The sequence below is a fragment of the Marinobacter sp. CHS3-4 genome (assembly GCF_030053415.1).
GTDB lineage: Bacteria > Pseudomonadota > Gammaproteobacteria > Pseudomonadales > Oleiphilaceae > Marinobacter.
Genome location: NZ_JASGBJ010000002.1, coordinates 842,520 through 865,895 on the forward strand (window position 1 = coordinate 842,520; position 23,376 = coordinate 865,895).

Annotated in this window: 20 protein-coding genes; 8 read left to right on the top strand and 12 right to left on the bottom strand. The window is 56.0% G+C overall.

Annotated elements, in window-relative coordinates; genetic code table 11:
- The first annotated feature begins 28 nt into the window (after positions 1–28).
- Positions 29–289 carry a hypothetical protein gene (locus QLQ17_RS11830; protein ID WP_349306799.1) on the top strand — a complete coding sequence of 87 codons (261 nt, stop codon included), beginning with the start codon at positions 29–31 and terminating at the stop codon, positions 287–289.
- A 19-nt stretch (positions 290–308) separates the two neighbouring features.
- Here the strand turns inward: QLQ17_RS11830 and QLQ17_RS11835 are convergent, their stop codons facing one another.
- Both QLQ17_RS11835 and lexA read right to left on the bottom strand, forming a co-directional pair.
- On the bottom strand, positions 309–722 hold the full coding sequence (locus QLQ17_RS11835) for a cell division inhibitor SulA (RefSeq protein ID WP_502867385.1): 414 nt from the start codon (positions 720–722) through the stop codon (positions 309–311).
- A 123-nt stretch (positions 723–845) separates the two neighbouring features.
- Positions 846–1,457: a transcriptional repressor LexA gene (gene lexA, locus QLQ17_RS11840; RefSeq protein ID WP_283209783.1), complete on the bottom strand. Its 612-nt coding sequence runs from the start codon at positions 1,455–1,457 to the stop codon at positions 846–848.
- Positions 1,458–1,604: 147 nt separating this feature from the next.
- On the opposite strand from lexA, the gene QLQ17_RS11845 reads away from it, so the two are divergent.
- Complete coding sequence (locus QLQ17_RS11845; protein WP_502867374.1) at positions 1,605–2,606, top strand: amidoligase family protein; 1,002 nt, start codon at positions 1,605–1,607, stop codon at positions 2,604–2,606.
- Positions 2,599–3,348: a gamma-glutamyl-gamma-aminobutyrate hydrolase family protein gene (locus QLQ17_RS11850; protein WP_283209785.1), complete on the top strand. Its 750-nt coding sequence runs from the start codon at positions 2,599–2,601 to the stop codon at positions 3,346–3,348. Before QLQ17_RS11845 ends, QLQ17_RS11850 begins: the two co-directional genes overlap by 8 nt.
- 10 nt (positions 3,349–3,358) lie before the next feature.
- Here QLQ17_RS11850 and QLQ17_RS11855 read toward each other — a convergent pair whose 3' ends face one another.
- Both QLQ17_RS11855 and QLQ17_RS11860 read right to left on the bottom strand, forming a co-directional pair.
- Positions 3,359–7,075 carry a translocation/assembly module TamB domain-containing protein gene (locus QLQ17_RS11855; protein ID WP_283209786.1) on the bottom strand — a complete coding sequence of 1,239 codons (3,717 nt, stop codon included), beginning with the start codon at positions 7,073–7,075 and terminating at the stop codon, positions 3,359–3,361.
- Between the two features lie 38 nt (positions 7,076–7,113).
- Positions 7,114–8,766 (bottom strand): autotransporter assembly complex protein TamA, encoded by a 1,653-nt coding sequence (locus QLQ17_RS11860; RefSeq protein ID WP_502867375.1) that lies wholly within the window; start codon positions 8,764–8,766, stop codon positions 7,114–7,116.
- Between the two features lie 245 nt (positions 8,767–9,011).
- On the opposite strand from QLQ17_RS11860, the gene QLQ17_RS11865 reads away from it, so the two are divergent.
- On the top strand, positions 9,012–10,019 hold the full coding sequence (locus QLQ17_RS11865; protein ID WP_283209788.1) for a hypothetical protein: 1,008 nt from the start codon (positions 9,012–9,014) through the stop codon (positions 10,017–10,019).
- Between the two features lie 32 nt (positions 10,020–10,051).
- Positions 10,052–11,530 (top strand): amidase, encoded by a 1,479-nt coding sequence (locus tag QLQ17_RS11870; RefSeq protein WP_283209789.1) that lies wholly within the window; start codon positions 10,052–10,054, stop codon positions 11,528–11,530.
- Here QLQ17_RS11870 and QLQ17_RS11875 read toward each other — a convergent pair.
- From QLQ17_RS11875 to QLQ17_RS11900, 6 genes are read right to left on the bottom strand one after another with little or no spacing between them, the layout of a single operon-like run.
- Entirely contained in the window at positions 11,524–11,913 is a 390-nt protein-coding gene (locus QLQ17_RS11875) for a RidA family protein (RefSeq protein WP_283209790.1), read from the bottom strand. The two genes, QLQ17_RS11870 and QLQ17_RS11875, sit on opposite strands and share 7 nt — an antisense overlap.
- Before the next feature lie 13 nt (positions 11,914–11,926).
- Positions 11,927–12,694, bottom strand: coding sequence for a DUF3726 domain-containing protein (locus QLQ17_RS11880; RefSeq protein ID WP_283209791.1), 768 nt, complete (start codon positions 12,692–12,694; stop codon positions 11,927–11,929).
- Positions 12,691–14,421: a hypothetical protein gene (locus tag QLQ17_RS11885; RefSeq protein ID WP_283209792.1), complete on the bottom strand. Its 1,731-nt coding sequence runs from the start codon at positions 14,419–14,421 to the stop codon at positions 12,691–12,693. Before QLQ17_RS11885 ends, QLQ17_RS11880 begins: the two co-directional genes overlap by 4 nt.
- 3 nt (positions 14,422–14,424) lie before the next feature.
- Positions 14,425–16,047: a BCCT family transporter gene (locus QLQ17_RS11890; RefSeq protein WP_283209793.1), complete on the bottom strand. Its 1,623-nt coding sequence runs from the start codon at positions 16,045–16,047 to the stop codon at positions 14,425–14,427.
- Positions 16,048–16,098: 51 nt separating this feature from the next.
- Complete coding sequence (locus tag QLQ17_RS11895; protein WP_283209794.1) at positions 16,099–17,100, bottom strand: membrane dipeptidase; 1,002 nt, start codon at positions 17,098–17,100, stop codon at positions 16,099–16,101.
- 10 nt (positions 17,101–17,110) lie between these two features.
- Positions 17,111–18,553, bottom strand: coding sequence for an aldehyde dehydrogenase family protein (locus QLQ17_RS11900; protein WP_283209795.1), 1,443 nt, complete (start codon positions 18,551–18,553; stop codon positions 17,111–17,113).
- Positions 18,554–18,673: 120 nt separating this feature from the next.
- Here QLQ17_RS11900 and QLQ17_RS11905 point away from each other — a divergent pair, with 120 nt between their 5' ends.
- Both QLQ17_RS11905 and QLQ17_RS11910 read left to right on the top strand, forming a co-directional pair.
- Positions 18,674–19,564, top strand: coding sequence for a LysR family transcriptional regulator (locus QLQ17_RS11905; RefSeq protein ID WP_283209796.1), 891 nt, complete (start codon positions 18,674–18,676; stop codon positions 19,562–19,564).
- A gap of 144 nt (positions 19,565–19,708) precedes the next feature.
- Positions 19,709–19,966, top strand: a complete 258-nt coding sequence (locus QLQ17_RS11910) for a hypothetical protein (protein ID WP_283209797.1) — start codon at positions 19,709–19,711, stop codon at positions 19,964–19,966.
- A 3-nt stretch (positions 19,967–19,969) separates the two neighbouring features.
- Here the strand turns inward: QLQ17_RS11910 and QLQ17_RS11915 are convergent, their stop codons facing one another.
- Both QLQ17_RS11915 and QLQ17_RS11920 read right to left on the bottom strand, forming a co-directional pair.
- Positions 19,970–20,842, bottom strand: a complete 873-nt coding sequence (locus tag QLQ17_RS11915; protein ID WP_283209798.1) for a hypothetical protein — start codon at positions 20,840–20,842, stop codon at positions 19,970–19,972.
- A gap of 67 nt (positions 20,843–20,909) precedes the next feature.
- Positions 20,910–21,806 (bottom strand): hypothetical protein, encoded by an 897-nt coding sequence (locus QLQ17_RS11920; protein WP_283209799.1) that lies wholly within the window; start codon positions 21,804–21,806, stop codon positions 20,910–20,912.
- Between the two features lie 187 nt (positions 21,807–21,993).
- Between QLQ17_RS11920 and QLQ17_RS11925 the strand changes: the two genes are divergently transcribed.
- The gene (locus QLQ17_RS11925) at positions 21,994–23,373 is read left to right on the top strand and encodes a 2Fe-2S iron-sulfur cluster-binding protein (protein WP_283209800.1); all 1,380 of its coding nucleotides are present in this window, start codon (positions 21,994–21,996) and stop codon (positions 23,371–23,373) included.
- Positions 23,374–23,376: the final 3 nt, after the last annotated feature.

A 23,376-nucleotide genomic window follows, 5' to 3' on the forward strand; every position in this document is an offset into this window, starting at 1 on the left:
CCAGGACAATGAAATGAAAGGCTTTGAAATGTCACCTTCTTTTTTTGAAATCGTACAACTCAGTAACGGCGACTATGCCCTGCGCCGCGTGGATGATGACAGCGCGCCGCTGGTCAAAATCTCGTTTTCATCAGAAGCGAAAGAAATGATGGAAGACCGGGATATGGCCGTTGCCAAGGCCATGATCGCAGCTGGAATTGAAGCCGCAGGCAACATCAGCCACGACATAGAACTTGAGGATGAAGAGCCAGAGGCTCTGGATGTCCAGCCCTCTTACACTCTTCACTGACGGCGTTTGGCCATAGGAACTATCTTTGGCGCAGCACAACGCCGTGACTATTACCCTTCGCTGAAGCCTGCTCCAGGGAAGCAAGTGACTGACGGCTCAGCTTTTTAGTCCACATAACCACAGCGTGGCAGGTGCCGGCGCTCAGTGCCCGCTCAGCGAGCTCTCCCGCCGGATGTTCAGACGTAGACCGCAGTACCAGCAACTCACCCGCGACAATGCCTCGCATTTTCTGCCATTTGCTAACAAGGCTCTGGGGCGGATCAATCCATGCCAGCCAGCGCTTTTCCTGATTCAGTTGCGTCAACATTGGAAGTAGTAACTGAAAGTTTTCAACCTGTCCTTCCGGAAGGATAATTTCCGTCACATTACCGGTTGAAGGCGCGGACTTCGGGACACTGGATTTAACGGTGCTTCGAACCGCCGGCTCCGACATAACTACCTGCTCTGGCAGATACTGGGTATGGCCGTTTGCGTATGCCAGATTCTGGTTAAAGCTGAGCTGTTCCATATTGTGCCTCACTTGTCTTTCAAGCTTTCTACCTTGCCGAGCGCGGATCTAGTGAAGGTCAGAGCGGCGAATAACACCAACCCCAAGCCCTTCAATAAATAATTCCTGCTCCGTGAGGTCCACTTCGATCGGATCGAACTCTTCATTTTCTGCAATCAACAGAACCTTGGAGCCTTCTTTTCTGAACCGCTTCACCGTGACTTCGTCTTCGCCCACACGGGCCACAACGACCTGGCCGTTATGGACGTCCTGGGTGCGATGGACTGCCAGCAAATCGCCATCCAGGATACCGATATCCTTCATACTCATTCCCCGAACGCGAAGAAGGTAATCGGCAGATGGCGAAAAGAATTCCGGACGAACAGTGCAGTGATCTTCGATGTGCTCCTGCGCGAGAATCGGACTACCGGCAGCAACCTGACCAATCACAGGAAGTCCCAGATCCTCTTCCGCCTCAGGCAGACGAATACCCCGACTGGCACCCGGAACCATCTCAATCGCCCCTTTACGGGCCAGTGCTCGGAGATGCTCCTCTGCGGCGTTGGCTGAACGAAAACCCAGCTCTGCAGCGATTTCCGCACGAGTGGGTGGGTACCCGGTTTCATCAACGCAGCGGCGGATAATATCCAGTACCTGTGATTGTCTTGCTGTCAGCTTCATCGGTTCGCCCTGTTTTTATATACAGTAAAATGACTATATACAGTGTTTCATCCAGTGTAAAGCCAGCGGTCTGCTTTTTTTCGAACGGCAAATGGCACCGCACGGTCAAACGGGTGTGTTAAGGTCAGAAAGTCACTCGTTAAGGACTTGATCATGAGCAGCAGATGCAGAATGCCAGACATTCTGAACACGAAGGATGGCTCGGAACGCAAAGTCGGGGTTGAAATTGAACTGTCAGGTTTGGGTTATGAACAGCTGGTAAAGCTGACCAGCAAGCTGCTCGGAGGAGAGGGAAAACAGGTAGCCCGATACGTTTCAGAAATCCAGACAGATATTGGTGTATTTACCATTGAACTGGATTCCGACCCGATCAAGGATCTGGATCTTCAGGATCCCCGCTTACCAGAATCTGTTCGGGAGCTTGGCGGCCATGCCATGAGCGTGATTGACGCCGCTGCCGAGAAACTCGTGCCACTGGAGATCGTCAGTCCCCCACTTCCGTTTTCACTGCTCGAACAAGTCGAGATGTTGTGCGACCGGCTACGGGATGCCGGCGCCCTGGGCAGCCGCGAATCCATCTACTACGCGTTTGGTCTTCAGCTGAATCCGGAACTACCCGACCTTGAACCAGGCACACTTGTGAGATATCTCAGGGGCTTTGCGGCGCTCTACGATTGGCTCAAGGGTCGACATCAATTGGACATCAGCCGCAAACTGACCACCTATATCGAACCCTGGAGCAGTACCTATATTGATCTGCTGCTTGATAAAGACTACGCGCCAGACAGAGAACAACTGATGCGGGATTATCTGCATTACAATCCAACCCGCAACAAGGCACTGGATCTGCTTCCTCTGTTTGCCCACATGGATTCTGGCCTGCTAGCGGAATTTGTGGATGACCCCCGCATCAAGAGTCGGCCGACCCTTCACTATCGTCTGCCGGACTGCGACATCGACAACCCGGCCTGGCATTTTTCAACCGTCTGGAACGACTGGGTATTGCTTGAGCAGCTCGTCGCCAACGCCGGCGACCTGTCGGATCTGGTCGAGGCTTTCAGGCAAAGCCGTAAAATCAGCTTGCATAATCTGACCCACAGCTGGATAGAAACCTGCGAACAATGGCTACGTGAACGAGGCTATGTCTGATCTAAAAGGTCCAAAAATCTCCGTCGAGAAGCCCGAACATCCCGGACTGACCATTGGCATCAGTGGTCCTGCGAGGCGAAGCCTGGCTCATCGACTTATCAGCTTTGCCCTGCGCATCCAGGGCGCCCGAACACACACCATTCGGCCCGGCTCAAAAGTCGACGTGGCTCTACTGGACGGCCTGGTGCTTTCCGGCGGCACTCATGTTCATCCTTCCCGTTACGGCCAACAGCCGGAGGTCACGGCCAACTACGATACCAGACGTGACGAAACGGATTACCGCCTGCTTTCCCACGCGGAAAAACTGGGGCTGCCGGTGCTGGGCATCTGTCGCGGTGCGCAGTTTATCAATATTTTCCGCGGTGGTTCGCTTTGCCAGAACGTTACCCCGCTGAGGCGCCACACACGTCATCGCCCGCTGCTGCTGCCCCTTCAAACCGTTCGCCTGGTTGCCGGCAGCCGTTTGATCAATGTGATGGAAGAGCCGGTGATTGGCGCCAACCGCATTCATAGCCAGAGCATCAAAAAGCTGGGGCGGCATTTGCAAGTCGTAGGGTTGGACAAGGACTGGTTCGTTCAGGCGATCGAAAACACCACTGGCCAGTGGTTAATGGGGATCCAGTGGCACCCGGAATACCTCCTTTATCACCGCGGCCACCGGCGTATTTTCAGGCACTTTGTTCAGGCAGCCGAAGAGCGCAAGCTTGTCCGGCTGGGCGAGGCTTCCCCGAGCACACGCTAGCCTCAAGCCATTAAAAATCCCGGGTATAGAAAATATCGAGGGACGACGCCAGCCCACTGGCGGCTTCAAGATAGAAATACTGGCCAAGATCATAGCGCACGGCAACCGTGTTGATGGGTTCGAAGATACCAACGCCATAGCGGATACTAAGATCTTCCGTCAGATAACCGCTGGCCACCACCGCGGCTTCGTTACCCGAGCCTTCGGTTTCAAGAATAAAATCTTCAATCCCCAGTTCCTCGCCAATTTCGCGGGTAATGCCGCTGGCCTGAGTCAAACCCAGCGATATGGCAGCGTTTTCCATTTGCCCTTCATCACCCCGGCCCTGGGGCGCCCGCCCCAAAAGCAGGTAAGAAAGCGCGTCAGTCTGTGGCATGCTGGGCTCAGAAAAAACCTGGGTTTGTGGTTGGGATATTGGCCCACTCAGCCGAATGCCAGCGATGATCGTATCAACCCGGCGGATGGCCTCTACATCCAGGTAGGGCTGGCTCAGAGGGCCTGTAAACAGCAAGCGAGCACGCCTGAGTTCCAGTTCCTGCCCATAGGCCTCGTACTGTCCATCGATCAGGCGGAGCGAACCTCGAGTGTCCATATTATTGCCAATGCGTAGGATACCCTCCAGATTGCCAACGACTTCAAACCCGTTGAACGACACCCTGTCTTCACCGACCACCACGGTGATATCCATATTCAATTGACGAACGGCTGGCTCGTCTTCCTCGACCCCGACAATCACTTCATCGTCCGACACGGAAACGGCCTGAGCGGGCAGTCGGGTAATTTCAATGGCGCCGCGAGGCACCTCAAGCTTTCCGGTAATACTCAGGGCGCCGCCGCCATACTCGATATTCAGGTCCGGCTCGAGCTCTATCCGGGCATAGGGGTCGTAGATCACTGGCAAGCGGCTTCCAGTCAGACTGGCGCTGAATTCAGGATCAGAGGCCCAATTCGCACGGCCGTCAATCGCACCGTTGCTGCGATCATTGCTTTTCCACCGACTCGTCAACTCCGCTTCATAGCCTTTCAGGGTTAGGTTAGCCACCAGATCTTCCAGCGGCAGCGGAAGCGAAGGGTCGGAGATTTCGCCGCCTGTCAGGGCGATATCACCGTTCACTGCTGGCTTCATCAGTGGTCCGGAAATCTTGCCCTGACCATTGAGCTTACCTTTGACTTCCTCCAGACCAGCGAAGACGGCTCCCATTGCCATGTCCAGATTGGCGATCCTAAACTGGCCATCCAGATTTCGATCTTCCGACCGAGGATCGACGCTCATGTTGGCAGACAGCTCTCCAAGGCGAGGGCCATTCACTGTGACGCCAAGATTTGCCCGATCAGGCAGCAGTTCAACCTGTGCGGAAAGCGCAGTGTATTTGAACGTCTCCCACTCACCGGCGTTGCTCACCGCAAATTCACCATCACCCGCATCCACGGTCAGGCTCCCTTCCCGGCCCGCATCGGTGGTCGTCAAGGCCAGATCAGCATCCAGCAAAGTGTCCCATCTGAGCGCTTCTGGCATCAGGGGAGCCAAGGCAGTTGTCGGGAAGTTTCGAACGCGATAATCCAGCGTCGTATCCGGAAAAAGCACCTGCTGGCCTGCACACACCGATGCCTGCTGCCACAGCCAGCAATGCTTGCCAAAGGTCACCCGACCATTCTTCCCATACGCAAGATCCGCTGGCTGATCCAGCTGCCAAAACTGATCCTGACTGACCACGTCAATTTCACCTTCGGCCAGCTTGCCGGTCCAGGATGACCAATCTGACCCTGCCCCACCAACAAACGAGAAAAGAAGGGTGGCTTCTTCGTGCAGGCCATTGATCGTCAGACGATGATCGTCGCGGGTGCCTGACAAGGCCAACGTGAGCTTTTCCAATGACTGTCCGCCACCCGACAACTCGGTTGCCACAAAATCGGCCTTTACACTTTCACCGCTGGAAAGACTTGCCGACAAATCCAGCTGACTCACGTCCAGCTGGTCTGCCCAGCCAAGTTCCTGCCAGCTCAACGACACTTTGCCTTCTGGCCGCTCGGGTGAACCCGCGATCGACACCGATCCATTAAGAACGCCTTCAAGTTCCGGCAGGAACAATTGCGGTGATGGCACATTGATTTTGAAATCGCCGGACAGTTCTGGACCCCATTGCCCCTGCCCTGAGACCCGGTTTTCATCAATACTCAGCACCAGATCCGACAATGTCAGCGCCTTTCCAGATTGACTCAGGTTGCCTCGAATGGCCGCCTCGCTGGTCCGCCAGGTGCCCTGCAGATCCCATATGGCATTGACCCTGGGAGAACCTTCAACGGGCAAAGCACCGTCGCTACTGACAGCGCCATTCAGGCTGGCCTCCAGAGATGGCAGCCAATAGCCGGGATTAAACCGACTCAATGTCAGGCTTGTTTGCCAGGTAATAGGACCGGCGAAACCGATCTTTGCCTCACCGCTGAGGAATCCTCCACCGGTGTTGGCCCGCAATTCGGTCAAGGAAAGCGATTCCAGATCCCCTGCGACCCTGGAGGCAAGGTTGGCGGTGCCCTGGGGGCCATCCACCACCGCTTCCAGCGACGCCGTGTAACGCCCTGCCTGATACTGGACATCACCATTCAGTCGATTAAGCATCACGGGTGGCGGGGCTACTCCGGGCAGCAGGTTAAACCACGGAAATGCCTCCAGGGCGACGGTCGCGTCTGCCGAAAAGGCCTCCGCCCAACTGAGGGAGCCGTTCACCGTGACGGTGCCTTTTTCCGCGGCGCCAACGCCGTCATCTGTCAGCATCAGGTTTAAATTCTGAACGTCTGTCGTGCTCACCAGTCCTTCAAGGGCCAGGTCAATATTGCCCTTGTTGCCCGGTAGGCTTCCGGTACCGTTGACCTTGAAACCTTTCTCAAGACTGCCTTTCGCAGCAACCTTTGCCTTCTCAAGGGTCAACGTATCCGGAAGGCCTCGCGTGGCCTTGAAACGCGGCGTTTCCACGCTCAACTGAGCCGGCAATGCCGCTTTCAACGGTTCAGTCTGACCTGACAGGGTGGCGTTCAGGTATCCTTCACTGGTACCACGAACGAGTAGCTGCTCGACGCTACCGGTCAGGTTCAGATCCAACAGCCATCTGTCGCCTTCAGGCGGCGGCAAAAGCGCCTTGGCCCTGAGATCCAGCGGCCAGGCTCCGCGTGTTGTCAAACGGCCGGAGACATCCAGTGACAGGGTTTCCCGCGCAAAGCTCAAAGAAGCAATGGACCAATCCGACCCTGACCCTTCTAACGCAAACTGAAAGCGATCCCAGACAACCTGCTGCCCAAGAGTGAACGGTCCAATGTCCACTGAACCGATGGTCACCGCCAGCGGCAGGTCTATCTCTGGCAACTTAATGGGGCCGCCTGTTCCCGGGTCATCGCCGGCCGGCGGTAGTGACAGATTCACAGATTGTGCTTCCAGTTCCTCCAGACACAGCTCTAACTCAAAAAGGCAGGTTGGCGACCAGTCGATAAACGGGGCCTCAACCGTGACGGAAGTTCCAAAGCCCTGCCAGCTCAGAGACTGGGCATGCCAGCGGCCCAGCAAGGTTCCCTGCCCTTGTGCCACTTCCAGCCCTGGCACCCGATCCAGCACCCAGGCCGTTCCCGCGTCAGATCGCAGAGCCAGCACAATCGCGCCCACCAGCAGAACCGGTATCAGCACCAAGGCGGCCAGCACCGTTAAGATCCAGAACGTCGGGCCGCGTCGGCGAGGCATGGTAGTTTCATGCTCTTGAGTATCTTTAGGGGAATCGGTCATAGTTCCGGCCCCATGGAAAAATGCACTCGCCAGCCACCACCAAATTCAGGATCAAGTCCATTGGCGATATCCAGCCTCAGCGGGCCAACGGGACTGATCCAGCGGATGCCGGCACCGACGCCGGTCGCCAGTGTTTCTGTCAGGTCATCAATGGCGTTGCCCTCGTCCACAAAAGCAGCCACTCGCCACCTGTCGATAAACTCATACTGATACTCAATACTGCCCACCATCAGATAGCGGCCACCGATTCCAATGCCGTCACTGTCCTTCGGCGACAGGGTCTCATAGCCATAGCCGCGAACACTCTGGTCACCACCGGCGAAAAAACGCAGTGAGGGTGGAACGTCTGAGAAGCGATTGGTGGCAACCCCGCCCAAGCGGAACCGGCTCAGAAACCGGTGGTTGTCGCCCAGTGTGTACAGCCCCTTGGCGATACCCAGTACGTGAAGAATATCCGCATCGGACAGCGCGGCCCGGTGCGCCCCGACCACTTCGATGGAAAGTCGGTAGCCCCGGGAGGGATCAAACGCAGAGTTGGCGTGAATCCGAGAGTAGCCCAGGCCGGGAAGGAGCAGACGTGTTTGTTCCCGGGAACCATCGCCAAACTTGAATCGCTCATCTTCCCAATTGATGGACAGGTTCTGTAGCCAGCCACTACCAAGTTGATGGGTCCATGTCTGCCCGAGAGTAATCAATTCAGACTCCACGTCTTCAATGTCCTCCCGTTGATAGCCGGTGGACAGACGAATGGAATCCGTCATTGGCGGATCAAGCGGCAGCTCGTACCATGCCGAAATATTCTGACGAGGCTTGGATAGCTCAGTTTCTGCTCCCCGCCGATGGCCCATCGGATTAATCCAGTGTTCTCGCCAGGTACCCCGGAAGCGAGGACCCACGTCGGTTGAAAAGCCCAAGCCTGCCGCAATCGAACGCGGCGGCCGGGTGCGCAGTTCTACCTTCACCGGAATCAAGCCATTCGTGGCCTTTGAGGGATCTGCATCGACGTCCACGCTGGAAAAGTAGCCACTGTTCGAAAGATCACTGCTGAGCTCTGCGACTTTGTCAGAGTGATAAACTTCGCCCGACTCAAAGGTCACGAACTGGTTCAGGAGAGTCGAATCGAATCCGTGCCCCTCCTCGAAAGTCACCTCCCCTAGGCGATAACGCCGACCGCTGTTGAAAATCAGCGTAATGTCTGCGGTTCTCGATTTCGGATTCACTTCGAGCCTGCGCGTTTCGAAGGTGCCATCAAAGTAGCCCAGGCGGCTGGCAGCGTTGCGGATGGTTTCCCTGAGTGCGTTATAGTGACCGTGATTGAGCACGTCTCCCTCAGCCGGGCTGCTCGACAGACCAAGGGAAAATTCCGAATCGTCATTGGCAGGCCCGTTGATGGTCACGGTTCTCGAACGCACACGCACGGGCTTTCCGGGTTCCACCGACAACACCAGCCGGGGTGGGCTTTCATCGCCATCCGCCTGCAGAATCTCCCATTCAATCTCTGGCTGATAATACCCAAGCGCTTTCAATGCCTGGCTTACCTGATCTTTCGCGGTGCTGACGTAGCGGCGCAATCCGTCCGCCGATCGGCCCTCCACTTTCCGCAAAAACGCCTCCGCGTTGTCCTGAAGTTCGGGGAAATCACCTTTCACCTCCACCGTCACCTGCTGCGCCTCACTCAGAGGAGCGAACGCAATCAGCGCCAAACAGAGGCAGAACGCACTCCATCGAAAACGAGGCAACAAAGGGTGATACATCCGGATATCTGGCGTCTCAAAAGGTGAACATCGAACTTTCCCAACACTGGGAGTTTCACAGGGTCAGGTCAAGTTAATCAGGCGCAAGGTAATCCATGCTAGGCTAATTCCAATTTTGTGCATCTTTGCCGGACTTACGAATGCTTTCCATCAATACAGAGAATCTGAAAAAGAGCCACCAGCTGATCTGGTTCACGATCGATTTCGTGATGCTGGGCCTGTTGATCATCAACCTGGCTTTTATCATCTTTGACTCGGTATACAGCTTTGACGCCATTCAGGATGGGCTTGAGTCTCTGGCGCCCGCCATAAATGAAGTATACCGGCCAATACACCGGAACTTCATTTTCTACGACCTGGTGTTCGTGGGCATCTTCCTGACCGAATTTATGTTGCGCTGGGGCTACGCGGTCAAGGCCAAAGTGTACGACCGCTGGTACTTTTATCCTTTCATTCACTGGTACGACATTATTGGCTGTATTCCGGTTGGCAGCTTCCGCTTCCTGAGGATCCTGCGGGTGATCTCGATCATCTACCGGCTGCATCAGTACAAGATCATTGATGTCACCCAGACCAAGGCCTTCAAGTTCGTCAATTTCTACTACGAAGCGTTTCTGGAGGAGTTGTCAGATCGAATCGTTATCAAGGTGCTCTCAGGCGCACAAGACGAGATACGTCGTGGATCGCCTCTTTTCGATCGCATACAGAACGACATTCTGTATCCACGACGGGGCATGATCAGCGACTGGCTTTCCCAACGCGTGGCCGAAGCGGCTCAAGAAGGATACGTACCCAACCGGGGTGCCTTACGCACATACCTGGAAGATCGGGTGGATACCGCGCTCAAACAAAACCTGGAGTTGTCACGCCTGAAGTATCTTCCAGTCGTTGGCCCAACAATTCAGGAAACGCTGGAAGAATGCGTGGGCGACATCGTCGCTCATGTGATTCATCAGATTCTGGAAGACCTGGCGTCGGCATCCAACCACGCCTTTATAGAAGACATCGTAAACGTGTTCCTGCCATCACCGGACGATAACGGGCAGGACGAAGTGCAGAACGAAGCTCTGATCAACCTGCTGACAGAAATTCTGGAAGCCATCAAAACCCAGGTCAGCGTAAAGCACTGGCGTGAAGAGTTGCCCTGATCCAAATTCAACACCCGGATAACGAGATGCCCATGACGTCACCCCTGCATTACCGTTCCGCGACCGAACTACTGAAGGCCCTGAGCGATGGCAGCGTAACCAGCACCGACCTCACCAAGGCGCTGTTGCAACGTATCAGCGAGCACAACCCGCAGGTGAATGCGATCGTGGCGATGGATGAAGCAAAGGCACTCACCAAAGCAGCGGAAGCCGATGCGGCCCGCGCCCAAGGTAAAACGCTCGGCCCTCTGCATGGATTGCCGCTGACGCTTAAGGACACCTGGGAAGTAGTCGGCATGACTTGCACCGCCGGGGCACCGGCTCTGAAAGACCATCGGCCGGAAAAACACGCCGACGTTGTAAAACGGCTCGAGGACGCCGGCGCCATCGTACTGGGCAAAACCAACGTGCCGCTCTATGCCACCGACATTCAAAGCTATAACAAGCTGTTTGGCATGACCCGCAACCCATTCAACCCGGCGCACACGCCCGGTGGTTCATCTGGCGGAGCCGCAGCCGCCCTGGCATCCGGGATGACGCCGCTGGAAGTCGGCAGTGACCTTGCCGGCTCCATTCGGATACCGGCCCATTTCTGCGGTATTTTTGGTCATAAACCGTCCCGCAAACTGGTGTCGTTGCGCGGCCACATTCCAGGCCCTCCCGGAACGGAATCCCAGCCTGACCTGGCCGAAGGCGGCCCCATGGCAAGAACGGCTGAGGACCTGACGTTGCTACTGGAAGTGATTGGGGGGCCGGCAGAACGGGAGGCCAACAGCTGGAAACTGGCGATGGCACCCGCCCGGATCGATTCGCTTGAACAGGCCAGGGTTGGGCTCTGGCTTTCAGATCCACTCTGCCCCGTGGATCAAGAGCTAACCGACGGCTACCGGAATCTCGCCCAGGAAATTGAAAACCGGGGGGCGCTGGTTTCAGATGCGCGGCACGACCTGCTGAACCTTGCGCATATACTGCCCGCCTACTTCAACCTTCTTGGCAGCCTGTTGAGCACGTCGCTAACCCCCTCACAGCGACGACAGATGAAATGGATCGCCCGCCTGGAAAAATGGCTGCATCTGTTCGGCCCGGTAACCGCCTACGTCGGTGAGTATGGCCGAGGTGTCAATCAGCCGATTTATCAATGGATGTCCTGGAGCGAAACCCGCGAAAAAATGCGGGCCCAGATCACCGAACTCTTTGAAGAATTCGACGTGCTGCTGACGCCGATTACACCAACCGCAGCAATTCCGCACGACCACAGCAATCCGGTTTTCAAGCGCACCATCACAGTGGCCGACAAACCCCGGGCCTACATGGATCAGTTCTGCTGGATCGCCATGGCAACCCTGCTGGGGCTTCCCGCCACGTCCGTTCCCATCGGCCGTACCAAAAACGGCCTTCCCTACAACATTCAGGTAATTGGTGCGCCTGGCATGGATCTGACAACCATCAAATTCGGGGAGTTGTTGGAAAAGCTGGGCCTGGCGGGATTCCAGGCGCCCGAGGGTTACTGACACGCGGCATAAGCGACAATTTCAACCAGCATTTCCGGCCGGGCAAACCCGGACACAATGATCGCCGCCCGATTCGGGAAAGGTTCGGCCACATATTCGGCGTACACCCGGTTCACCGCCGCGAGATGTTCGCGGTCGGTGACGTAGATCAACGCCTGGGCCAGCCCGGCCATGCCAACGCCAGCCGACTCCAGCGTATGTTTCAGGTTGGCCATGGTCTGCCTGGCCTGGGCGTCGATACCGCCATCAACCACCTGGCCGCTGGCGTCAATGGGAATCTGTGCAGTAAACAGCACACCGTTGGCGGTCACCGCCCACTCCAGTGGCGCTTTGGAACGGGGCAGATCTGTTTCAACCGGGGTAATGGTTGGTGAGGGCGTCATTGGATGGCTCCGATCAGTCATTGTCACTGGTCCCTGCTCCGGCGCCGCTACGGGAGGCAGCAGAGGCCTCCACCAATAGCCTATCGGCCAGGGATTTGAGGGTTTTCCACAGCTGGTCATCGACTTCCAGACCTTCCACCAGTGCCCTATCCCGTTGCTGTTCCAGTTCCTCTTCGGTCTGCCGCATCAGGTTGGTCAATGCATAGTCCGAGCGCAGGCTGGGCAGCATATCCACATGGTTGGCCATGATCAGGGTGATACCGTCATTTTTTTCAGTATCATCCGGGACATCTTCCAGGCTGTAGACACAAATCTCCGGCACCGGATGACCGGCTTTGAAACCCACCACCTGTTCGATGAGGGGTTCGTGGGAATTTCGCCAGAAGGCGGTCACATTCATGCCACGGCGGGCAAGCCGGTAAAGGTAACCGATCACCAGCACCCGATTGTGGCAATGCCGAACCTTGGTAATCGATAGCCCACGAGCCCTGGCTCGCGCATAACCAAGCTCCACGGCCAGACTGGCATTGCCAAGAATGCTGTGATTATGAGCATCCAGAACGCTGAAATCGGCGTCCTGATAGACCAGGGTCGGGGTATCTGTGGGATCTTCGTTCAGCAGGTAGTCCAGGCCTTTTTTGAGCGCTGCAACACCGCCAAGACCGTGCGCCTCCATCCAGGCAACCATTTCCGCCGCGTCGATGGCGTCGCCCTCGGCAAAACCGATTCCCATGAATGCCTTTCGGCCCATGCCCTGCAGTTCATTAAACGAGACTTTCATAGAGCGCTCGAATCCGGTTCTGTTGGAAAGCTCCAGTCGTCCAGCAGCGCAAGACGTGCCTTGTCAGTCCCGTGTTCACTGAACAGTTCGCTGAACAGCGGTGCCCCCTGAAACAGGGTGACTCTGACCCATCGGTCGGACTTGGGATCAAACCGGCTGGCCCCGAAAAATGACAGCTTGGTGCGTAGCAGGTGCATGGGCTTCATATCCCGGTGCCAGAGATTGGCCTGTATCTCGCCATACGGCGTGGCGCCCATGGTCTGAATGCGACGCACGCATTCCTTCTGGCCAGGGTGAGCCATCAAAAACTCCACCACCGATCCGCGAGGACTCCTGTCAAGAAACGCATCCAACAACTGGTACGTGCGGTGTATTCGCGGGCCGATTGCCAGTTGAAGCTCTTTTTCCGCACCAGGCTCCTCCAAACGGACGCCCAGCCTTGGCTCTTCTTTTTCCACCGAGCGGTACCAGAACCAGTATTTGTGGTCCGGGTTTTTGGGGTCGAAATCCAGCGCCCAGGCGAATTTTGATTCAATCATCTGCTTGAGGGCGGTTGCGCGCATCTCTGGTTGCAGCTCCAGAATTTCCTCGCAGCCCAGCTCGTCCTCGACGGCATCGATCAGATCCGGATAGAGTTCAATCAGCAGGGTATTTATAAGCTCCTGGGCTTCCAGCGAACAATTGTCGTCGGCCCAATCCAGCAGCTCGTCCCAGAGATTCGGCGTCGCCTGCATTTGATCCAGCCACTGAATCACCGAAGCAATCGAGGCCACCGTAGCCGCATTGCGCTGCGTCTGCTCATTATCCTCGGTCACCGTTTCCATGAAATGCCGGTGGGCCCTTTGCAGAAGAGTCATCAATTCCCTTCGTGTTCCTTCCGTGGGCGGCTGTTCTCTGGCCCAGGCAAGCGCCCGTTCGCGGCAATACACCCACTGCTGAATCAACTGCGGATGGTTGATCAGAAACGGCGCCATTCCCAGGCCGGTAGAGTTACCGATTCCCAAATAACGCTGCAACGCTGGCGCAAGCCCAACGGCGCGGTCAGGGTCCCGGGACCGGGCCAGATGCTCTATCTGTTGAATGGAAAAATGCCTCAGCAGATACACCGCAAACATCTGCGCGGAAAACGGCCGATTGAAATCCGGATTTTTCTGCAGGCGGGCATAGTCAGCAATGCCAAACTTGCCATTGCCATAAACCGCCGTGGTGCGATAAAGGTAGCCGACCCGAGTAAGCCAGGCAGGATTCGGCTGATGGCCGGACGCCAGAGCATCCACAAAGTGGTCGAAGTTGCGCAGGCTCTTGTTGGCCCGCGACAGCACCAGCAACCGGGGGTGCTGACGCCCGGCTTCCTGTAACGGTACATTGGCCGCCATCTGCGCCAGCAGCGTGTCTTCAACCGCGCCTTCCACCAGCGCAAACGTGACGTCCCAGGCTTCTGCAATCACCCGGTCCGAACGTTTTTCCGGCGCCAGGTGCTGGGAAAAAACGACGCCATGGTAAGTATGGTGCGGCGTTTCCAGACGATAAATCACCACGCCATGACCGTGCTCGTCCAGATCATTTCGGACAGTCGTCACCGTCCAGTCTTCCCGAGCCATCTGCCTTACCAGGCTGCGGGAGAAACTCAGGCGGCTGGCGTGCAGGCTACCCAGCCGGACCAGGTTCATTACCCGGTCGGCAGGTCGCAGTTTCAGCTGTGGTTGCACATCCAACTGGGTAGCCATCGCTTATTTCCCCGCTGAGGATTCAATCGAACCCGTGGTTTTTCCCACCAACGCCACCTCACCTTTGGGCGGCACGATTCCCTGTTCCCTCGCCATGGCATAGGCGGATTTTGGCCCGATGTAAAGCGATGGCAACAGAATCAGTGACACCGGTATAGCCGTAATTACGATAAATTGCTGCAACGCACTGATCTGTCCGGCCCCCATGTAGAGCAACACCGCCGCCATCAGAGCCATAGCCACACCCCAGAAGGCACGCACGAGTGGCTCAGGAGCATCATGGCCCGCGCTTACCATCGCGATGGCATAGCTCATGGAATCACCCGTCGTGGCCACAAAGATCGTGGTCAGCAACAAAATGGCCACGGCCATGAGCGGGCCACCAGGCAACGCCTGCGCGACCGTCAGCGTCGCCACATCGAATTGGAAATTGTTCAAAGCCTCGGTCAGATCGATGACACCAGTGAGCTGGTAGAAGATCCCCGAGCCACCGAGAAGTGTGAACCATATGGTGGTCGCTATGGGCGCCATCACGCCTACTGCGAGAATCATCTGGCGAATAGTTCGACCCCGCGAGATACGGGCAACAAACAGCGCCATCAGAGGGCCGTAGCCGAGGAACCAGGCGAAGAAGAACACCGTCCACCATTGCATCCACCAGCCTTCAGAGGTCACAGACGTCACCGTCGCCATGGCGAAGAAGGAATTGATGTATTCGCCGAAGCCCTGAGTGTAGGCGTTGGTGAGGAACAGCGTCGGCCCGAAAACAAAGATGATTGCGGCAATGGCCAGGGCCAGGAACACGTTGAACCGGCTGAGTATTTGTATGCCTTTGTGCAAGCCTGTCATGGCGGACGTCACGTAGACCGAAGCCAGAACCAGAAGGATAATCAACTGGGTACCATAGCCCTCGGCCACACCAAACAATTCGTGCAGGCCAAAGCTCACCTGAGTTGCAAGAAACCCGATCGGTCCAACGGTACCGGCGACCACTGCGATCACGCAGAGGGCATCCACCACCCCGCCAAACCAGCCTTTCATGACGCGGTCGCCAAATACCGGATAAAGCAACGTTCTGGGCTGCAATGGCTGGCCTTTTACATAATGGGCATGAGCCAGAACGATGGCCGACAACGTGCCCAGAATGGCCCAGGCGAGGAATCCCCAATGCATGAACGACTGCGCCAGCGCTGGCGCGACCGCCTCAGCTGTGCCCGCCTGGGTATCAAATACGGGCGGAGTGACCACAAAATGGTACACCGGCTCACCGGCGGCAAAGAACACACCTCCACCGGCCAGAAGCGTACACATGATAATCGACAACCACTTGAAGGTGCTCAGCTCCGGCGTGTCCAGATTGCCCACCTTGGCACTGCCGGCGGGCGAAATGGCGACGCCCATGCCAATTAAAAAGGTCAGCAACAATAGCATCTGGAAAAACGATCCCAGCGTCTGTGCTGTCCATGCGAAACCGGTGGAAATCAGGCCGGCGGTCCATTCGATGTCGTACAACGACAGGCCGAGGAACAGCAGGATAAACCCGATGCTCAGGCCCAGAACGACCGGGTCACCGAATTGCTTTATACCGGATTGCGGTACTGCGGTAGAACTGACTGAAGTTGTCATAGCATTTACCCGTTTTTGTTGTTGGAACTGGTTTGTTCAGACAGTAGATGCTCAGACCACGGCCCCTGCCTGCGGACGCGTACCCTCGGTTAATTGAGTCAGCCAGTTTCGGCCCATGATTTTCTCGACCTCATCGTGATGGAACCCCTTCTGGCGCAGGCCCTCGGCAATGTTCGAGAAATGACGGTTATCGCTAAACCAGGACAATGGCGCAGGCCAGCCGGCATTCGACTGACTGCCCTCCCCGTAGTCCATCGCCTTGGTCCAGCGACCATTTCGCATCCAGGTCAATACCGATTCCGGCTGCCCCTGGCAAAGATCCGTGCCCATGCCGATATGGTCTATGCCCATCAGCTCGGCGGTATCTGCCACCATGGCGCAGAATTCATCCAGCGTGCAGTCCGGGCCGTTCTTCAAATGAAAGGGATACACAGAAAACCCGAGAATCCCGCCGCTCTGCGACACCGCCTTCAGCACCTCATCGGATTTGTTGCGCTTGGCTGCGTGGAAACTCGCCGGGTTGGCATGAGAGATAATCACCGGCCGCTCAGAAAGCTCAATCGCATCGAGCGTCGAGCGTTCCGAGCTATGAGACATATCAATCAGCATGCCAACCCGATTCATCTCGCGAATCACCTGCTTGCCAAACCGGGTGACGCCACTGTCTTCAGATTCGTAACAACCACAGGCCAACAGGCTCTGGTTGTTGTAGGTAAGTTGCATGATCAGCAGCCCCAGCCGGCGCATGATCGCCACCAGATCAATATCGTCTTCAATCGGCGAACAGTTCTGGGCGCCGAAAAAGATGCCCACGCGGTTCGTCTCCCTCGCCCGCTCGATATCACTGGCCTCGTAAACGGGCATGATCAGATCGTTGTGTGCTTCAAAGCGGCGCTGCCATTCCCCGAAACGCAGCAGGGTTTCACGGCAGTTCTCGTGATATACCAGGGTGGCGTGCACCGCATCCACTCCGCCTTCGCGCATTTCCTCGAAAATAGTCCGTGACCAGTTCGAGTACTGCAGCCCGTCAATCGTCAGAACCGCTTGTGACATGGCAGTGTCCTCAGGCCTTGATGTAACAGGTTTTGACCACGGTGTAGAACTCCCGGGCATAGCGACCCTGTTCCCGAGGTCCGAAGCTGGAATCCTTACGCCCACCGAACGGCACGTGGTAATCGGTGCCCGCGGTTGCCAGATTTACCATCACGCAACCGGTTTCTGCCCTGGCCTTGAAATCCGACGCTCGGCTCAGGGAGCGGGTGATCAAACCGGCAGTCAGGCCGTAATTGGTATCGTTCAGAGTAGTCAGAGCGGTTTCGTAATCCGGCACGCGGATCACACAGGCGACGGGGCCAAATACCTCGTCCTGGTTGATGGCCATGTCGTTGGTCGTATCGGTGAACAACACAGGTTGCATGTAGTGGCCATCGACACCCACGTCGACGTCTTCGCCGCCGAACGCCAGCGTGGCGCCTTCGCCCAGTGCAACGTCAACCCAACGGAGGTTGGCGGCCAACTGACTCTCGCTGGCGATGGGGCCAATGACCGTGCCATCTGCCAGCGCCGGACCGACTTTCGCGGCGGCCAATTTCGCCTTGAGCCTCTCGACGAACTCATCGTGGACGGCGTCGGTAACGATCAACCGGGAAGATGCCGTGCATTTCTGACCAGAGCCCGAATAGGCGCCGGCGAATGCGGCATCAACCGCCAGATCCAGATCTGCATCATCCAGCACGATCAGCGCATTCTTGGAGCCCATCTCAAGCTGACATTTCACCAGGTTGGCAGCGGTAGCAGCCGCCACACGACGACCAACATCCAGCGATCCGGTAAAAGTGATGGCCTGAACATGGGGGCTGGTGATCAATGCTTCCCCGGCTTCCCGGCCATTTCCGGTTACCAGATTGAAGGTACCGGCTGGCAGTTCCTGGCGGCTGATGATCTCCGCCAAGGCCCAGGCACTGGCGGGCACCAGATTGGCGGGTTTGAAGACTACCGCGTTGCCGAACGCCAGAGCCGGAGCGATCTTCCAGACTGCCGTGGCCATGGGGAAATTCCATGGACTGATGACCCCAACGACGCCGAGAGGCTCACGGCGGGTTTCAATCTCCACACCAGGACGAACCGATGCGACCCGGTCATCAATCTGGCGTAAAACTTCAGCAGCGTAGTAATGGAAAAACTGGCCGGACCGGTACACCTCACCTTTGCCCTCGGCCAGAGGTTTGCCTTCCTCACGGGACAGCAATTCGCCCAACTCGTCCTTGCGGGATATCAACTCATCGCCAATGGCCATCAGCGCGTTGTAGCGGGCCTCAAGTCCAGTTTCCGCCCAGGCTTTCTGACCCACCTTTGCCGCTTCAATAGCCCGTACCACCTGACCGGCACTGGCCTGATCGTATAGACCGATGGTATCGCCAAGATCGGATGGGTTGATGTTGGCCTGGGCCGGGTGCTCACCTGGCACCCACTCGCCGCCGATAAAAAGTGCGTGTGAATCTGACATGGGGTCCTCCTCAATGGTTACCCCAAGCCTAGACTTCATGCATCAATAAGGATAATCAAAAATATCGTATTTTTTATAAGCTATACTTATCGTTTTAGCCGGGAGCGGAAGGATCCAAAAATGGCACTTGAACTCAAGATTCAACCACTGAGGTATGTTCTGGCGGTGTGCGAAGAAGGCAGCTTTCATGGCGCCGCCCGTCAGCTTCATCGCAGCCAGCCTGCGCTATCAATGGCTATTCGTGATCTTGAAGACCGACTTGGCCAGCCACTGTTCGAGAAAAATCATAAAGGACAACTCACCCCTTACGGCGACTACTGCCTGCCCAGATTCAAAGAACTGGTCAAGCAGCACGATCAAGTCGCCAAGGACTTGCAATACGTAGCACAGGGCGAACAAGGTCGGGTCACTATGGCAACCGTACCGTCCGTTGCGAGCCGCCTGATGCCTGAGTTTCTGGCAGGCTTCATCACCGAGTACCCAAACATCAACATCAATCTTCATGACGAAAACGCGGATTTCGTTTGCCGCATGGTCTCAAACGGCGAAGTCGATCTCGGTATCAGCAGCATCTGGGCCCAGGATGAACACTTGAGTTACACCCATCTTTTTGAAGACAACATCGGCGTGGTACTGCATCGCGACCACCGGCTGGCCAACCGGAAAAGCCTGCAATGGCAGGAGTTAGAGGAAGAACGTTTTATCGCCAACGGGACCTCCAGGCTATTACACAAGACGGAGGCCGCAAGCCTGGTGGATAACAACGACTTTTATATATCGAATATGATTTCATTGGTGGCCATGCTCGAAGCCGGCAGCGGCATAACGACACTTCCAAGGCTGGCCTTTCCAGTGGATAACCAGAAGCTGCGTTTTATTCCATTGAGTGACCCCAAGCTGGTCCGGCGAATCGGCATCATCAAACTGACCAACCGAACGCTGTCACCCATGGCCCAGGCTCTGGAGCGAAGTATCCTGAAAGGTTTGGCGGGCGCGGGTACTAGGCTCTGAAATACAGGAAAATGACAATCTCCCGACAAATTCCACATGCTCCATTTTTGAATTTGTCACGTAACGGACATATCCAAGCGCTAAATTGATCAGGCAGTAACGTGAAAAAGTTACTGCCAAGACGAAACAACACGAGGTATGTAGATGAGCATTCGACAGTTTTCAGGTCGCTTTTTTCTTCGCGACACCACCATTCAACTAAAAATGGGTGGGCCGGTGAGTGACGACGGCCAACAGACGATCATCGCTATTAATGAAACAAACCACGATATGCGCATCATTCGCTGCGACCTGGAGGCCTTTAACTTTGCCGGGCTTGCGGAGATGCTTCAGGATCAATTTGCCCAGCAAGTTGCGTTACCGGAGCAGAACATTCGCCAGCCGTCGCCATCTCACCACTAGTGATCAGCGGCGAACGTCGCTGGCAATGAGACCTGCCAACGCACAAACACGACGATCAGCAGCTTCTGTCCCGTCGAGTTGACTGGCTCGGTCGGTCAGGTTCTCTGCGTACGACGTGTCGATGGTGTCGAGTCTGGTCCGCAAAGACTTCCAGACATGCTCCGCCGCGACGAAATAATCGGCGGTTTGACCAGAGCACTGAACATAGGTGATAGCTGCCCATTGCCCTACGGCACTCAAGGTCGCGCGCTGATCATCCCTCAGGGCATCAGTGCCAGGCTGTTCCGACTCATTGGCGAGCAGTTTCATACTGGATGCATCAATCGCCAGACGATCGAGGCCCGTTTTAAAGCCCTGACTTACGACAAAGCGCTCTGGTTCAGGTTCATCCCAGAAATTGCCGAGTGACCGGGTAGGCAATTGCAATTGCCCGGATGCCGATACGCCATATTCCTGATAGAGCCCCTCAACTCCAGATGGCTGTGACGCCTGAAAGAACAGCATGAACACCGCCAGCCCTGCCAATGCGGTGCCTGGAACGAGCGTATAGAGGTTAAACAGGTTTTTCAGCTTGCCAGCGAAGGAAGCGCCGTGATCCTCTCTAGCCGTTTCACCAGCCGTCACAGACGCTGCTTCCGGAATCGGATCTTCACCGAGGATTCCGAGCTCCTCGGCATACTCAAAGGACATCAACCATTGGGCATACACAGCATCATCACCGGCAAGATGACTCAGAACCTCCGCGCGCCGCGTCTCTGACAGGGCACCTTCGTAGAGCGCTGCGAGCTCTTCCGGGTCGGGGCGATCACCGATGGGCTCTCCTTTATAGAGCGAGAGCGCGACCGACACCATCGTTGTAGGAGACTGATCATTCATTCATCGCATACCTTTTTGCCATTAGACGGCCAGCGCCCGGAATCTGTGCAATGCGCGCCCTTGCCCTTCAACGTATTGCACTGCGCAGCGACTCAAGGTCCAGATCACAGGCTCGGAAGGCTTCAAGAAGGCGATCAAGCGCCGCATTGATACGTCGCCCTCCGTAATGGCCTGGCTTACCAAGAGCTCGGGCGGCCTTGCTTTTCGTCAGCCCATCAACAAACACCATCTTCAGCAACACGGTTTCTTCGTCGTCCAGCTGCAACTGCTCGTGCAACGCTCTCAGCTTTTCTGTTACTTCAGTATCCATAGGCTCCGGAATAGCCTCATCCTCCAGAGGAGCCAATTCATCGGCATCGGATTCAAGGGAGGAAATCAAACGTCGGAACAGCACAGTGGCCTGTTGCTCTACCCTTGTACCGGCCGGGATATCACGGGAAACAAGACCTGTCGCATCGCTCCAGGACTGGATATCGTCCGTCGCACACTCACCAGCACCGCCCTGGCCGCAGGTCGGAATACGCGCTTTGATCACACGGATCGACTGCTTCACCGTCTCAACGGTGCGCTGCCCGCTCAGCGTCAGCCGATCTACAACAGTGGGAACCGGTTGGCGCTCCAGGCACACCATCTTCCACAACCTGACCCAGAGTTCCCCCTGCGCCTTGAGCCATACCGGCGGGCGGGGACGCCCGAAACGCTTGCGGGAAAATTCCTCGATGAGATTACTGGCCAGCGAAACCAGAAAGGTTTTCACCTGGGACTGCCCACGGTATTGGCGACAACGCTGCCAATTCTCCTCGCTGAGTTCTTCCAGCACGTAATTGGTGGCCTCTTCAGCAAGCACGTCCTGACCGAATCGGCGGCGGGCCATTTTTTCGACATAGCCCGTAAACGTCGGATCAAGCACTCTTTCCGCCCAGTATTCCCCACTGTCTGGCTTCCTTTCCTGCTCGCTTGTCAAATCAAACTCCTGATTTTCCCTTGAGATTGAGTCGCGCCCAAACCCTGTCACGACCCCGGATTCCGGTTCGGAAATCTGTTTCTAAATTTCGTGGAGGATTTGTAATGCCGTTAGACATGGATACACTGTTAGCAATAAGTAATGCAAGAATTGCGGAAGTACTGTCATCCTAAAAAAGAGAACCACTATGGACTTGGTTCGGATAAATCTCATCATTGTCGTGGCCTTGCATGCCGGGCTGGCTGTTCTGGCGACAACGGTTCCAATGCTGGCTCAGTGGTTAAACACCACGGGCATTGCTGTTTCAGGCATTCTCTGGAGCGGAGTCTTAGCCCTTTCATGGTGGCGTTCGGCTAACAGAAGCAACGCAGAAGCCACCACGGAGCCCAAACGCGCACCAACCCGTAAAACGCCGCCCCCAGCTGCATCACCTGCCACAGAAGCGCCCGACTGGAAGCAACGCCTGGCGCAAGTGGCGGATGAAGTCGCCAACGACAGCGAACTGGAGAAATGGTCCGGTTGGCGTGAATTTGTCATTGCCAAGAAGCGAATCGACAGCGAAGACGGCAGCATCTGCTCTTTTTACCTCGAGCCTTATGACAAAAAGCCCCTTCCAAAGCAGAAACCAGGTCAGTTTCTTACTTTTAAACTGACCAACGTGGATGGCGCAAAAACCATCACGCGCTGCTACTCGCTCTCTGACGCCTACAATCAGGATTATTACCGCGTCTCTATCAAGAAGCTGCCGCCACCACCAAAGCAGCCAGACCTGCCACCAGGTATCTCGTCAAACTATTTCCATAAGAACCTTCACGAAGGCGACATACTGCAACTGAAAGCGCCCGCCGGGCATTTTTATCTGAATGAAGACAGCCCCCGGGGCGTATTGCTGATTGCCGGTGGCATTGGCGTGACGCCGATGGTGTCTATGGTTCGACAACTGGCGGCCAAGGGCAGTGATCGAGAAGTCCATTTTTTCTACGGTGTCGCCAACATCGACCAGCTTGCGCTGCTGGACGACATAAGAAGCGCCGTGGACGCTCTGCCGAATGCCACCCTGCACGTGTGTGTCAGCCAGCACGACGGAAGACCGCTTGAAGGCCTGAATATTCATGAAACCCGGGTGTCCGTCGATTTATTTAAGGAACTTTTACCGTCCAATAACTTTGAGTATTACCTGTGTGGCCCGGGACCTTTCATGGAGTCCATTGTTTCAGGGCTTGAAGACTGGGGTGTTCCTGAAAAGGACATCCACTTTGAAGCATTCGGGCCCGCCAGTATCAAAAAAGCCAAAGTAAATACGGGCACCTTCAAGATCAATTATAAAGAGAGCGATGAGACCCATACCTGGGATGGCAGCAAAGATTCTTTGCTTGAATTCACCGAAGAGCAGCAAATCGACCTGTCGAGCGGGTGCAGAATGGGCAACTGTGGCGCCTGCATGACCCGTCTGCTTTCGGGCGAAGTGTCCTACCCTAATGGGGAACCCGGCTGTGAAAGCCTGGAAAAAGGTTACTGCCTGCCTTGTGTGGCTGTACCCGCTTCGGATGTCACCCTGGAGGCATAGGGT

What these genes read in the sequence shown, in the direction of transcription:
- QLQ17_RS11830 (WP_349306799.1), top strand. Translation starts at nt 29, where the DNA reads ATGTCACCTTCTTTTTTTGAAATCGTACAACTCAGTAACGGCGACTAT.
- QLQ17_RS11835 (WP_502867385.1), bottom strand. Translation starts at nt 722, where the DNA reads ATGTCGGAGCCGGCGGTTCGAAGCACCGTTAAATCCAGTGTCCCGAAG.
- lexA (WP_283209783.1), bottom strand. Translation starts at nt 1,457, where the DNA reads ATGAAGCTGACAGCAAGACAATCACAGGTACTGGATATTATCCGCCGC.
- QLQ17_RS11850 (WP_283209785.1), top strand. Translation starts at nt 2,599, where the DNA reads ATGTCTGATCTAAAAGGTCCAAAAATCTCCGTCGAGAAGCCCGAACAT.
- QLQ17_RS11855 (WP_283209786.1), bottom strand. Translation starts at nt 7,075, where the DNA reads ATGCCTCGCCGACGCGGCCCGACGTTCTGGATCTTAACGGTGCTGGCC.
- QLQ17_RS11865 (WP_283209788.1), top strand. Translation starts at nt 9,012, where the DNA reads ATGCTTTCCATCAATACAGAGAATCTGAAAAAGAGCCACCAGCTGATC.
- QLQ17_RS11870 (WP_283209789.1), top strand. Translation starts at nt 10,052, where the DNA reads ATGACGTCACCCCTGCATTACCGTTCCGCGACCGAACTACTGAAGGCC.
- QLQ17_RS11875 (WP_283209790.1), bottom strand. Translation starts at nt 11,913, where the DNA reads ATGACGCCCTCACCAACCATTACCCCGGTTGAAACAGATCTGCCCCGT.
- QLQ17_RS11880 (WP_283209791.1), bottom strand. Translation starts at nt 12,694, where the DNA reads ATGAAAGTCTCGTTTAATGAACTGCAGGGCATGGGCCGAAAGGCATTC.
- QLQ17_RS11885 (WP_283209792.1), bottom strand. Translation starts at nt 14,421, where the DNA reads ATGGCTACCCAGTTGGATGTGCAACCACAGCTGAAACTGCGACCTGCC.
- QLQ17_RS11890 (WP_283209793.1), bottom strand. Translation starts at nt 16,047, where the DNA reads ATGACAACTTCAGTCAGTTCTACCGCAGTACCGCAATCCGGTATAAAG.
- QLQ17_RS11895 (WP_283209794.1), bottom strand. Translation starts at nt 17,100, where the DNA reads ATGTCACAAGCGGTTCTGACGATTGACGGGCTGCAGTACTCGAACTGG.
- QLQ17_RS11900 (WP_283209795.1), bottom strand. Translation starts at nt 18,553, where the DNA reads ATGTCAGATTCACACGCACTTTTTATCGGCGGCGAGTGGGTGCCAGGT.
- QLQ17_RS11905 (WP_283209796.1), top strand. Translation starts at nt 18,674, where the DNA reads ATGGCACTTGAACTCAAGATTCAACCACTGAGGTATGTTCTGGCGGTG.
- QLQ17_RS11910 (WP_283209797.1), top strand. Translation starts at nt 19,709, where the DNA reads ATGAGCATTCGACAGTTTTCAGGTCGCTTTTTTCTTCGCGACACCACC.
- QLQ17_RS11915 (WP_283209798.1), bottom strand. Translation starts at nt 20,842, where the DNA reads ATGAATGATCAGTCTCCTACAACGATGGTGTCGGTCGCGCTCTCGCTC.
- QLQ17_RS11925 (WP_283209800.1), top strand. Translation starts at nt 21,994, where the DNA reads ATGGACTTGGTTCGGATAAATCTCATCATTGTCGTGGCCTTGCATGCC.